General features: G+C 56.7%; 10 protein-coding genes. 6 read left to right on the top strand and 4 right to left on the bottom strand.

The window, feature by feature from the left end; translation table 11 throughout:
* Positions 1 to 3 precede the first annotated feature (3 nt).
* The 3 genes from mukE to cmoM form a co-directional block, all read right to left on the bottom strand.
* Positions 4 to 723: a chromosome partition protein MukE gene (gene mukE, locus G5358_RS01950; RefSeq protein WP_005336835.1), complete on the bottom strand. Its 720-nt coding sequence runs from the start codon at positions 721 to 723 to the stop codon at positions 4 to 6.
* Positions 704 to 2,038: a chromosome partition protein MukF gene (gene mukF / locus G5358_RS01945; RefSeq protein ID WP_421172332.1), complete on the bottom strand. Its 1,335-nt coding sequence runs from the start codon at positions 2,036 to 2,038 to the stop codon at positions 704 to 706. Before mukF ends, mukE begins: the two co-directional genes overlap by 20 nt.
* A 100-nt stretch (positions 2,039 to 2,138) precedes the next feature.
* A complete protein-coding gene (gene cmoM, locus G5358_RS01940) occupies positions 2,139 to 2,915 on the bottom strand; it encodes a tRNA uridine 5-oxyacetic acid(34) methyltransferase CmoM (RefSeq protein ID WP_031227571.1) in 777 nt (258 codons plus the stop codon).
* Between the two features lie 101 nt (positions 2,916 to 3,016).
* Here cmoM and elyC point away from each other — a divergent pair, with 101 nt between their 5' ends.
* The 3 genes from elyC (at position 3,017) to pfkA (ending at position 5,799) form a co-directional block, all read left to right on the top strand.
* Positions 3,017 to 3,787 (top strand): envelope biogenesis factor ElyC, encoded by a 771-nt coding sequence (gene elyC / locus G5358_RS01935; RefSeq protein WP_421323485.1) that lies wholly within the window; start codon positions 3,017 to 3,019, stop codon positions 3,785 to 3,787.
* A gap of 135 nt (positions 3,788 to 3,922) precedes the next feature.
* Positions 3,923 to 4,678, top strand: a complete 756-nt coding sequence (gene tpiA / locus G5358_RS01930) for a triose-phosphate isomerase (RefSeq protein ID WP_040069280.1) — start codon at positions 3,923 to 3,925, stop codon at positions 4,676 to 4,678.
* A gap of 149 nt (positions 4,679 to 4,827) precedes the next feature.
* The gene (gene pfkA / locus G5358_RS01925; protein WP_005336840.1) at positions 4,828 to 5,799 is read left to right on the top strand and encodes a 6-phosphofructokinase; all 972 of its coding nucleotides are present in this window, start codon (positions 4,828 to 4,830) and stop codon (positions 5,797 to 5,799) included.
* A gap of 1,613 nt (positions 5,800 to 7,412) precedes the next feature.
* Here the strand turns inward: pfkA and G5358_RS01920 are convergent.
* Positions 7,413 to 8,654 carry a dicarboxylate/amino acid:cation symporter gene (locus tag G5358_RS01920; RefSeq protein ID WP_005352303.1) on the bottom strand — a complete coding sequence of 414 codons (1,242 nt, stop codon included), beginning with the start codon at positions 8,652 to 8,654 and terminating at the stop codon, positions 7,413 to 7,415.
* Positions 8,655 to 8,924: 270 nt separating this feature from the next.
* Here G5358_RS01920 and G5358_RS01915 point away from each other — a divergent pair, with 270 nt between their 5' ends.
* The 3 genes from G5358_RS01915 to G5358_RS01905 form a co-directional block, all read left to right on the top strand.
* Positions 8,925 to 9,209, top strand: a complete 285-nt coding sequence (locus G5358_RS01915) for a pyrimidine/purine nucleoside phosphorylase (RefSeq protein WP_005336842.1) — start codon at positions 8,925 to 8,927, stop codon at positions 9,207 to 9,209.
* 152 nt (positions 9,210 to 9,361) lie between these two features.
* Positions 9,362 to 10,747 (top strand): L-serine ammonia-lyase, encoded by a 1,386-nt coding sequence (locus G5358_RS01910; protein ID WP_421323484.1) that lies wholly within the window; start codon positions 9,362 to 9,364, stop codon positions 10,745 to 10,747.
* 275 nt (positions 10,748 to 11,022) lie between these two features.
* The coding region (locus tag G5358_RS01905; protein WP_421323483.1) for a serine dehydratase beta chain at positions 11,023 to 11,468 on the top strand (446 nt) is incomplete at its 3' end.

Below are 11,468 nucleotides of genomic sequence, written 5' to 3'. Positions count from 1 at the left end.
CGGTTATACCTCCAGATCCAGTTGTTCTTCATCGAGATCCGCCTCGATGTCATCAAAGAGCGAGTCGCTGCTCGGCATTTCATCGTCGTGGAAGATGGCTTCACCCTCCTGGATCATCCGCAGCTGAACGGCGCGCGGATCTTCATCGGAACGCACGTCGGCGGCGAAACGGAACACCGATTCGTTGACCCGGAATTTATCCCCGTTACCAAGGGCGGTGATCATGCCAAGGCGGCGCAGACGGCGCATGGAGGTACGGATCTTTTCGAGCAACTTCTTCTTGTCGAGATCGGTACCGCCGGAGCGGCTGTTGACCATCCGCAGCAGCTGCTTCTCGTCGGCGAGGCTCAGCACCTCTTCCTGCAGCTCGGCCATGGCGAACACCCCTTCCGAGGCGAGACGATCCGGGCTCAGGTAGAGGTAGCAGAGCACCTTGCCCACCAGCATATCGAGCTCGGAGAGCACAGTGGTGCCGATGTCGGAGCTCGGGCGCGGACGCAGGTAGAAGAAGCCTTCCGGCGCCTTGATCAGCTCCACCTGATAGCGGCCGTAGAAGATCTCCAGCTCGCTGTGATACTCGACCAGCGCCGAATGCTGCTCGAACTCGTCGGCACTAATGTGGCGGCCGGAGCGCAAGGCGGTGTCGATGCGCGGAAACAAGGGGTTGGCAATCGCCTCTGCAAGGCGCAGCGGCAAGGGAAACTCAGAATTGATCAATGACATAGGCCTGAACCTTGGATCCAGCTTGGTTAATGGGTTTCCATGCGGGTTGGCGATGCAGTTCGCGCTCGCCGCTGGCATGGCCCAGGCGCACGGCCTGGTCGATCAGAAGACGCGCCACATCGAAGTGGGCATGGGCCGGGTAGTCCAGCAGGTATTCCCGCAGCACATCGGCCAAGTCCAGCTGCTGGCCCTGCTCGGGGTAGCGGGCCAGATAACGCTCGATGCGCTCAGCCAGCTCCTGGTTGATGTCCACCATCTCGACGTACTCCATCTCGAGTGGCACCTCACCGGTCACCTCCTCGTCGTGGATGGCGATGGTTTCGTCGCGCAGCTCCAGCAGGCGGGGCTCTTCGGCCACCCGCAGCTGCCAGTTGTGCTGCTCGAAGTTGCGGATGGACTCGCGCAGCCGCTGGCTGAAGGCGCGGTTCTTGTCCATATCGATGGCGTTGCGGATAAATTTGTGGACGTGTCTATCGTAGCGGGACCAGAGCTCGATGCACTGCTGACCCCAGCTGGTGATGATGTCAAGGCGACCTTGCAAGGCGTGAGTCAGCTCCTCGACGTGGAACAGATCGTCGCGCCCCTGCGCCGCCTCCTGAATATTGAGCAGCCCCGCCTGCAGGCGGTGGCCGGCAGCATCCAGGGTATCCTGCAGCTCGCGCAGGGTCTGGCCGGTCTCGTGCAGCAGCTTTTCGCAGCTGTGAATGGCATCGACCCAGTTCTGGGTCAGCAGGGCCGCAATCTCGCTTTTGACCTGATTCTGCTGCTCATCCATGGCGCGCTGGGTGAGATCGATCCGCCCCAGGGTCTCTTCCAGCGAGAAAGTGAGGCGCGGCAGCACCTCGGCATCCCACTGCTCGCGAGTGTTGGTCTCGAGCGCCGCCTTACGGGCGGTGTCGAGCTCGGAGGCCAGGTGTTCAAGCAGGATGGAGAGCTTGATGGAGTCGACCTGACGCTGATCCATAAAGAAGTCGACGATGCTCACACCCAGACGCGACAGGCGGTAGAGGCTCTCCCCCGCCACCATGTCGGTGTTGAAACGCGACAGCAGCTGCTGGCGAATGAGATCGTTGATGGCGTTGTTGGCGCGACCGGTGAGGGTCTCGTCCATCTGGCCAAAAGCGCTGCTGACATAGCCAAAAGCGTCGTGCAGCGCCGCTTCCGACAAATCCGACTCATCTTCGGACAGGGTCTTGATTGCAATCAGAAAGGCCAGCCGGTCGGTCGGCAGGCTCAACGCCAACCCCTCCTGCCTGACCCACCCTACTAGCTCCGGCAAAGAACGCTCTGGCAGGGTACGGGATGTACTCATCATGATGTTGTCATCTCGTTGTTGTATTGGGCGCAAAATCGTGCGCGCGGCTACATCCGGTAGCATCGAAAACATGGTTCACATCGAAGTGAACCGCGAGCAGTCAGCTGGCCGGCTTCTGGGCCATCACATGGATATAGCGGCCGAGGGCGACAAAAGGCTCCTGACGGCAATATTGCTGCTCCATGGCCAGCAGATCGTCGAACTTCTCCACCTGATCCTGCTTGTGACGCATATAGTCGTGGATCACCCGCACCCCCGTCTTGCCGATGATGCGCAGCCCCCCGCGACCAATCCAGTCATAGACCTGCTCCGGCAACTGGGGGTTGGTGGGCGTAAGCGCGGTCTGGCGCTTCTTGCGAAGGCCAAGGCGCACATAGTCAAAATTGCCCACCACCAGGCTCTGGAACAGCAAACCATGACGGTTGTAGAAAAGCAGCGACAGTATGCCCCCGGCATTGACGAAAGGGAACAGACCCAGCAAGGTCTGGCGCGGCTCGGCAAGCCACTCCAGCACCGCATGGCAGAGCACCAGATCAAAGGTACCTGTCACGTGTTGCTTCAGATCCTGAATGGGGCAATGGATGAGACGGATTTTGTCTTCCAGCCCCTTCTCGGCGATCTGGCTGCGGGCCAGTTCCAGCATTTCTGCTGACAGATCGCACAGCTCCACCTGATGGCCCATGGCCGCCAGCTTCTGGGCGAAATAGCCAAAACCGCCCCCCGCATCGAGGATGCGCAGCGGTCGGTTGCCAAGGCGGGCCAGGCAGGCTTCGATGTCGCTCCAGACAATGGTGGTGCGGATGCGCCCCTTGGTGGAGTCGTAAATGTTGCGGGCGAACTTGTCGGCGCGCCCGTCAAAACTCTGATCGTGCTTCAAGGAGAAACTCAACATTAGCGCCACAGGGTTGTGGCCATCCCAAAAAAGAGAGGTATTCTGTCACATCCCGAATTTGCTGAAAACTCAAGGAAGTGTCTGTCGTGTTTGTGATTAAAAAGTGGCTGGGTCAGCTGTTGATGCCGCTCCCCTTCTCCCTCTCCCTGCTACTGGTCGCCCTGCTGCTGCTCTGGTTCACCCGTTTTCAGAAAACCGGCAAGCTGCTGGCCACCCTCTCGCTGCTCATTGTGGCCCTGATGGGGATGCGGCCGGTGAGCTATGAACTGGCCCGCGGGCTGGAGCAGACCTTCCCGCCGTTCGAGGTGAGCCAGCATCCCAACATCGATGCCATAGTAGTGCTCGGCAATGGCCATGTCAGTGACCCGGCGGTGCCCGAGCGCTCCTGGCAAAACAATATCGCCCTGGCACGGACTCTAGAGGGGGTTCGCCTTGCCCAGGCCTATCCCGACGCCGAGCTGGTGTTCTCCGGTTATGTGTCGGGGGATACCCTCTCCAATGCCGAGGTCAATGCCCGGATGGCCGAGAGCCTTGGCATTCCCCGCGCGCGAATGACGTTGTTTGAAAACAACAAAGACACTCATGATGAAGCGGTCAGTATCAGCCGCCATCTGAAAGGAAAAGAGGTGGCGCTGGTCAGTTCGGCCACTCATTTGCCACGTGCCATGGCCCTCTATCAGGGTCAGGGACTCAAGGCCATGCCGGCCCCCACCGATTACACCGCCAAGCAGAGCCAGGTACCCCAGCCCCTCTACAGTTATTTACCCAAAGGGCGTTATTTGATGTATTCCGAAGCTGCCATCCACGAATGGATTGGGGTATGGTGGGCTCGCTTGCGGGGGCAGGTTAACGAATGAGCGATCAAGCGTTTCATTCCTGATTTGGATCAGGAAAGCGAAAAAAAATTACGTCATTTGCCGCCGGGTCAGCTATCTTGGGCTCGGTTCAATTCATATAATGTCGCGCAATCAAATGCCTAGGAGATATACAAGATGAGACAGCACCTGGTAATGGGTAACTGGAAACTGAACGGCACCAAAGCTTCTGTTGAAGCTCTGATCAAAGGACTGACCCCGGCTGCTGCCGCTCATCCTTCTGTGCAAGTCGCCGTCTGCCCGCCGGTTATCTTTTTGGGTCTGGTTGAGCAACTGACCGCTGGCAGCAAAATTGCCTACGGTGCCCAGAACGCTGACGTTCACGAGTCTGGTGCCTTCACCGGCGAAAACGCCCCCTCCATGCTGAAAGCCTTTGGTTGCACCTACTCTCTGGTCGGCCACAGCGAGCGTCGTACCCTGCACGCAGAGAGTGACGACGTGGTTGCTGCCAAGTACGAAGCGATCCAGAAAGGCGGCCTGGTGCCGGTTCTGTGCATCGGTGAAACTCTGGAGCAGTTCGAAGCCGGCGTGACCAAGAACGTGGTTGAGACCCAGCTGAAAGCCGTTATCGACCGTTGCGGCATCGCCTCCTTCAACAACGCCGTTATCGCTTACGAGCCGGTATGGGCCATCGGTACTGGCAAGACTGCCACTCCGGAGATCGCTCAGTCCGTTCACGCTCACATCCGTCAGTACCTGGCCGGTTTTGATGCCGCTGTTGCTGCCAAAGTACAGATCCTGTACGGCGGTTCCGTTACTGGCGCCACTGCAGCCGACCTGTTCGGTCAGCCGGACATCGACGGTGGCCTGGTCGGTGGTGCGTCCCTGAAAGTGGACGACTTCTCCCAGATCATCGCTGGCGCTGCCAAGTAATCGCTGATTACGGCAAAGAGAGGGGCTCGTCCCCTCTCTTGTATCGCTTTTCCTATGGTGGCCCCCGCATCCCATATGAAAGCCGATATAGTAAAAGTGGCTTGTCTATTTAAACATTCGTATTTGACAACTCAGATCCAGAGGCACTCATGACCAAACAAATCAAACGTATTGGTGTTTTGACCAGTGGTGGCGACGCACCCGGTATGAACGCAGCCATTCGCGCCGTGGTTCGCGCCGGTTTGCATCATGGCCTGGAAGTTTACGGTATTTATGATGGCTACCTCGGCCTGCACCAGGATCGTATCGTCAAGCTGGAGCGTCACAGCGTCTCCGACGTGGTGAACCGTGGTGGTACTTTCCTCGGCTCCGCCCGTTTCCCTGCCTTCAAAGACCCCGCAGTGCGCGCCGAAGCGATCGAAAATCTGAAAAAGCACGGTATCGATGCGCTGGTCGTCATCGGTGGTGACGGCTCCTACATGGGTGCCAAGAAGCTGACCGAAGAGGGTTTCCCCTGCATCGGCCTGCCGGGCACCATCGACAACGATATCGCCGGTACCGACTTCACCATCGGTTTTGATACCGCTCTGAACGTGGTGGTTGACGCCATCGACCGTCTGCGTGACACCTGCAGCTCCCACCACCGTATCTCAGTGGTCGAGATCATGGGTCGCCACTGTGGCGATCTGGCCATGTCTGCCGCCGTTGCCGGTGGTGCCGAATATGTGATCGTGCCGGAAGTAGCCTTCGACAAAGAGAAGCTGCTCAAGCAGATCAAGGAAGGCGAAGCCAAGGGCAAGAAGCACGCCATCATCACCATCTGTGAGCACGTGACCGACGTGAACGCGCTGGCCAAGGACATCGAAGCCCTGACCGGTCGTGAAACCCGAGCCACTATCCTGGGCCATATCCAGCGTGGCGGTGCCCCGACTGCCCGTGACCGCATCATGTCCAGCCGTATGGGTGCTTACGCCGTTGAGCAGCTGCTGGCTGGTCACGGTGGTCGCTGCGTCGGTATCCAGCGCAACGAGCTGGTACACCACGATATCATCGACTGCATCGAGAACATGAAGCGTCCGTTCGATCAGGAGCTTTACAACCTCTCCACCACCCTGTTCTAAGCCTCGCGGCTTTTTACCGGCTGTTGATGACAAAAACCCTCCATCGGAGGGTTTTTTAATATCTTGCAAAAACGGGGGCATCGGCACGCTGTGTGCCCCTCACCATACGGGTTGCCTGATTACCAACCCTTGCGCCATCTGACTGATCACCAGCCTTCCTCTCCTCACAGCAACCGGCTTCAGCCTACGAACAGAGTTCCGGTATCGTCGTGGATGTGTTTTATTACTGCGAACCGGATTGCGTTGATCTGCACTCTGTCGACCCTGAAACGAGCTTGTTCAGCCTCCTCGTCATACGCCGTTTTTTATATATCAATCTTGTAGAAGGGATTCAGATATCTTACCCAACCATGCTCCGGCGCTGCTCTCGTATTGCAATCACATGACTCACGCAGGTGCATCGCCCACGCAGATCGCTGCTCGCGCCCAGCCCAGCCCAGCCCAGCCCAGCCAGAGAATACGCCTCTGGCCTATTGCCCACCTCACTCTTGCTGCGGCCATGTCTATTCCGAGGCTGACGGGAAAATTGGCGGTGATAAAACAGCCAGTTACCACTCTGAATCCCCCCGATGCACCGCTCTACTCCCTATCAACCCAATGTATTGCTGTAAAAATGCGGAGCCTCCAGACTGATAAAGTGATGGTGCGACAAGGGCTGGGAACCAGATTGTCTCCATAGACTTCTTTTGGATGGGCTATCTACATCAGGAATCTTCAAATCACTGCCTTGCACACTTTTTATGGCCTAAAGGACACTATTACGAGGGTGAAAACTTATAAAATGCCATTGGAGCTCCATACAAAACCCATCACCAAGCCAACCAGAAGCCAGCCAACCAATTGAATTTAAATGAAATAATCACAACAACAGAATCTTGAATGCCTGACACGTCAGATAAGGTGATAAAATCAGCTAAATATGACAAAAATAGCCATCTAAACCAGCCAAGCATATAAAGCAGCTATTTTATCAATTCACACCTTGTTTTACCCCCTTGTTATGGTATCTTGACTACATCAACCAACAACTTAGGGAGAGAAAAATGAAAGAGTTTGTCGTTACTGCCGTTTTCACGGTGTTTTTCACCCTGGTTGCTGTCTCTCTGCCCTCACTGTCACAGTTCTGAGCCGGATAGAGAGGCATCAATCCGGACCGACCCTCTTTGCCATGTCTGTTTAATCGCCACCAACTGGCGCTTTTCAGTGACAATGCCGAGATGGTCAACATAGATATGATTTCATCACGTTGACGCTGTTTCTTTCGCCACAAGGGTGTAACCAGGATGGTTTAACCATATGGCCTGATGGAGTAGAACCAGCAGCAGATCATATCCGAGGGGAGCAAGGCTCCCCTTTTTGTTACCCGCCATTTGACAATCCCCTACCCCGGCATCTACAACAAGCCGGTTGACGCCATACGGCCCATGCCTACGACTGTTGTTTTCCCTCCCGTGCTATCCATCAACACAGCTACATCCGTCAGCAATCTCTTGTGCACACCTTTGCTCTGATACTTCTCCGGCAGATATAAAAAAGCCCCCGCCATCATGGCAGGGGCTCGCGTTACGCAGTGTCAGCTTAGGGCTGTTATATCTCAGTCCAGCTCAAAGCAATTATGCCTTGTTCCAGCGCTGCGGATCATATTCCGGGCTGAAGCGGTCAACAATGACAGCACAGGCCGCATCGCCGGTGATATTGAGGGAGGTGCGGATCATGTCGAACAGACGATCCAGCGCGAACAGCAGCGGCAGCCCTTCAATGGGGATCCCGGCCGCCAGCAGTACGGCAACCACCAGGAAGCTTGGGCCCGGCACACCGGCCTGACCGATCGCCCCCAGAGTGGAGGTCACAATGATGGCTGCCCAGGCACCGACGCTCAGATCGATGTTGTAAACCTGCGCGAAGAAGATGGCGACCAGACCGTAATAGATGGCGTTACCGCTCATATTGATAGTGGCCCCCAGCGGCAACACGAAGGAGGCGGTCGCGTTGGTCACTTTCAGATCATGCTCGCAGGTCTCCATATTGACCGGCAGGGTCGCCATGGAAGAGGCGGTGGAGAAGGCCACGATCTGCGGCTTCTTCATGGCAGAGAGGTACTTCATTACCGGCGTGTTGGAGAACATCATCACCAGCAGCGGATAGACCACAAAGCCGAAGATGAGGATGGCAGCCACATAGACCACGAACAGCTTGAGTACCAGGGTCAGCACATCGAAGCCATAGGTACCGATGGCTTCCGCCATCAGACCGAACACCCCGAGCGGCGCGATGATCATCACCTTGTTGATCATCCAGACGAAGGCATCCACCAGAGTATTGAGCCCATCGACCAGCGGTTTGGCCCGCTCGCGCGGCTGTTTGGCCAGCGCAATGCCGAGGAACATGCAGAACACCAGGATCTGCAGGATGTTCGCTTCGTTGAGGGAGTTGAAGACGTTGGTGGGGATCATGCCAAGCAAGGTGGCGACTGCATCCGGCAACGCCCCTTTATCGGCGTAGTCACCGCCAAACATGGAGGCAACGGAAGCGAAATCGACCCCGACACCCGGTTTGAAGATCTGCCCCATCACCAGTGCCAGCAACACGGCTAATGCTGAGGTCACGAGGAAGAAAGCCAGCGTAGCCGCACCGATCTTGCCCGCAGCCGGGCTTGCGCCCAGATTGGCGGCGCCGGAGAGGATGGCAACCGCCACAAGCGGGATCACCAGCATCTTGATCAGCTGGATAAACAGGGTACCGAGTGGTGCAAACACGGTGGCTTGTTCACCCATGAACGCGCCGACCACTGCGCCCAGTACCATGGCGACCACAACCTGGAAGCCGATGTTTTTAATGAGTCCTTTAGTTAACACAATATGTTCCTTTATGTAGCAAAATTCACACTTTTCCCAGTGCAATTAACCAAACAGGGGAATGAGCGGCTGCCCATTCCCCTGTTTGCGCGTGTTATCTCACATTTAATTGCTGTTTTAAATCAGCAAATCATTAACCTTGGCTATTAATAAGTTTGCGAAAAAGTGAAGATTCAAAGCGGTCTCGGCGATTTTTACCTCATCCTCCATGACAACTGGCAAAAGATTGTGCTAGTTTGGCTGCACAAACGTACACACAGGGATGTAAAGATGCTGAAAGTTAACGAGTATTTCGACGGAAATGTAAAATCCATCGGTTTCGAACAAAAAGGCGAGAAATCAACCGTCGGGGTGATGAACGCCGGTGACTACCTGTTCAACACCGCCGCCCCCGAACGGATGACAGTGATCAAGGGCGCCCTCACCATCCAGCTGGCTGATGAAGATGAGTGGCACACCTACAGCCAGGGTGAATCCTTCCTGGTGGCCGGTCACTCCTCCTTCAAACTGGAAGTGAAAACCCCCACCGCCTACTTGTGCGAATTTCTCGACTGATCAGGCCGGTTGAAGGGGATCAGCCCCTTCAACTTTCTTGGTCCCCCCAGCCCCATTATCGGTGTCCATGTCACAGCACCGCACATCCCCGCTTCCTATCCATGGCAAAAATCCTAGAATAAACAGACATAAACCATCACCGGATTGATGTCATGATCAGCGTGTTTGACCTGTTTTCCATCGGAATTGGCCCCTCCTCTTCCCATACCGTCGGCCCCATGCGTGCCTCCTATGCCTTCGTCCAGCAGCTCAAGTTGCAAGGGCATCTGCCACAGGTCACGCGGGTCGAAGTGGAGTGTTACGGCTCGCTGGGCCAGACCGGCAAAGGGCACGGTACCGGCAAGGCAATCATTCTGGGGTTATCGGGTTTTGAACCGGAATCGGTCGATATCGATGCGATTCCTGCCATTCTGGCTCGAGTGGAAAAGGAACAGAGCCTGCCGCTGGCAGGCGAGCAACCAAGCCATTTTCCGCGCATCGGTGCCATCATCTTCAACCGCCGCAAGACCCTGCCGGCCCACACCAACGGCATGACTCTGCGCGCCTTTGATAAAGAGGAAAACCTGCGCTTCAGCCAGACCTACTACTCCATCGGGGGCGGCTTCATCATTGAAGAGAGCCACTTTGCCACCGCCAAGGAGGAGGCCGCCAAGTCCGATGCCGAACACCCTGTCCCCTACCCGTTCGACAGCGGCGCTCAACTGCTGGCCCATTGTCAGGAGAGCGGCCTCTCCATCTCGGGGCTGATCCTGGCCAATGAGCGGGTCTTTCGCAGCGATGAGCAGATAAAAGCAGGGCTGCGCAAGATCTGGCAGGCGATGCAGGGCTGCGTCGAGCGGGGCTGCAAAAGCGAAGGGGTGCTGCCGGGCGGCCTCAAGGTTCGGCGCCGCGCCCCAGGACTGTTTCGCCAGCTAAGCTGCGAGACCAACTTCAACAAGGATCCGCTGATGGTGATGGAGTGGGTCGACTTGTTTGCGCTGGCCGTCAACGAGGAGAACGCCGCCGGTGGCCGGGTGGTCACCGCCCCCACCAATGGCGCTGCGGGCATCATCCCCGCCGTGCTGCACTACTACGATCGCTTCGTGCACAAGGTGGATGACGAGACGCTGATCCGCTACTTCCTCACCGCGGCTGCCATCGGCATCTTATATAAGAAGAACGCCTCCCTCTCCGGCGCCGAAGTGGGTTGTCAGGGAGAAGTGGGAGTCGCCTGTTCCATGGCGGCTGGCGCGCTGACCGAACTGCTGGGGGGCAGTCCGGCCATGGTGGAGAACGCCGCCGAGATCGGCATGGAGCACAATCTCGGCCTCACCTGCGATCCCATCGGCGGACTGGTGCAGGTGCCCTGCATCGAGCGCAACGCCATGGGGGCGGTCAAGGCGATCAATGCCGCCCGCCTCGCCCTGCGCGGCACCGGTGAGCACAAGGTGTCGCTCGACAAGGTGATCAAGACCATGTGGGAGACTGGCAACGACATGAAGACCAAATACAAGGAGACGGCCCGTGGCGGCCTCGCCGTTAACATTACCGAATGTTAAAAAACGGCAAATGACTCCATTTGGTTCCGAAATGCCCGGCATCGCCGGGTATTTTTATGGGCAAACGCTTAACAAAATGGATAAGCACAAAAATAAATTTTATACTCGCGCCTCAGATTCAACAAAAATAGATCTATTTCAACTTTTTTTAGGTCTGGAGCCGTTACACTACGGTTATCTGGTTCTGTGACCTGCGCTGACAAGCGCGTTCCATGGATCTCCCAAATTTCTGTGAGTGGGCATGCCGCCCCCTTCTACCCTGAGGTAATAGTGACATGATCAGCGTTTTTGATATCTTCAAAATCGGTGTAGGCCCCTCTTCTTCCCACACTGTTGGCCCGATGAAAGCGGCCAAACAGTTTGTTGACGAGCTGCGCGCGGGCGGCAAGATCCGCGATGTAACCCGGATCAATGTCGACGTCTACGGCTCCCTCTCCTGGACAGGCAAAGGCCACCATACCGACACTGCCATCATCATGGGCCTGGCTGGCAACCTGCCGGAAAATGTCGATATCGATGCCATCCCCGAGTTTATCTCCCGTGTTGAGCAGACCGAGCGCCTGCCGATCGGCCTGCACTGCCACACCGTCAGCTTCCCGCGCGATGCCATGGTATTCCACGACGAAGCCCTGCCGCTGCACGAAAACGGCATGAAGCTGACTGCCCTGATCGAAGATGAAGTGGTGTACAGCAAGACCTACTACTCCATCGGTGGTGGCTT

This window comes from Aeromonas sp. 604176 (assembly GCF_049170755.1).
GTDB classification, from domain to species: Bacteria; Pseudomonadota; Gammaproteobacteria; order Enterobacterales; family Aeromonadaceae; genus Aeromonas; species Aeromonas veronii_A.
Note: the sequence above shows the minus strand (reverse complement) of the source record. Positions and strands in the feature narration are given on the sequence as shown.

Coding starts and splice junctions, on each gene's coding strand:
- mukE (WP_005336835.1), bottom strand. CDS start 723: ATGTCATTGATCAATTCTGAGTTTCCCTTGCCGCTGCGCCTTGCAGAG.
- mukF (WP_421172332.1), bottom strand. CDS start 2,038: ATGATGAGTACATCCCGTACCCTGCCAGAGCGTTCTTTGCCGGAGCTA.
- G5358_RS01910 (WP_421323484.1), top strand. CDS start 9,362: ATGATCAGCGTGTTTGACCTGTTTTCCATCGGAATTGGCCCCTCCTCT.
- G5358_RS01915 (WP_005336842.1), top strand. CDS start 8,925: ATGCTGAAAGTTAACGAGTATTTCGACGGAAATGTAAAATCCATCGGT.
- pfkA (WP_005336840.1), top strand. CDS start 4,828: ATGACCAAACAAATCAAACGTATTGGTGTTTTGACCAGTGGTGGCGAC.
- tpiA (WP_040069280.1), top strand. CDS start 3,923: ATGAGACAGCACCTGGTAATGGGTAACTGGAAACTGAACGGCACCAAA.